This is a genomic window from Sphingomonas sp. LH128 (assembly GCF_000293195.2).
GTDB lineage: Bacteria > Pseudomonadota > Alphaproteobacteria > Sphingomonadales > Sphingomonadaceae > Novosphingobium > Novosphingobium resinovorum_A.
The window spans coordinates 1-331 of record NZ_ALVC01000551.1 but is presented as its reverse complement, the minus strand read 5'-3'; the positions used below and the strand labels follow the sequence as shown (position 1 = coordinate 331).

Below are 331 nucleotides of genomic sequence, written 5' to 3'. Positions count from 1 at the left end.
CGCATGGCGTGGGGGCGGTACCGGTCCCACCATCGGCCTTGCCGAAGGCTTCGAGACCGCTCGCGCGTGGAGCCGCATCAACAACCTTCCGTGCTGGGCAACGTTGGGCTCGCGCCGGTTCGGTCTGGTTACAATCCCCGACAGCGTTACCGAACTGATCCTGGCAGGCGACTACGACACCGCAGGGCGCCGTGCCGTCAACCGGGCTTCCCATCGCTATGCGAATGACAACCGCGTGATCCGCGTCGATTTCCCAAAGAGCTACAAGGATTGGGCCCAAGCGCTCGAGGCCCTCGAGATGCAGAAGAGATGCCATGGGCGCGGGACGGTG

At 64.7% G+C, this 331-nt stretch carries 1 protein-coding gene; it reads left to right on the top strand.

All coding sequences use genetic code 11. The features are described from left to right. On the top strand, positions 1-331 hold a 331-nt coding region (locus LH128_RS30170), incomplete at both ends, for a toprim domain-containing protein (RefSeq protein ID WP_008833490.1).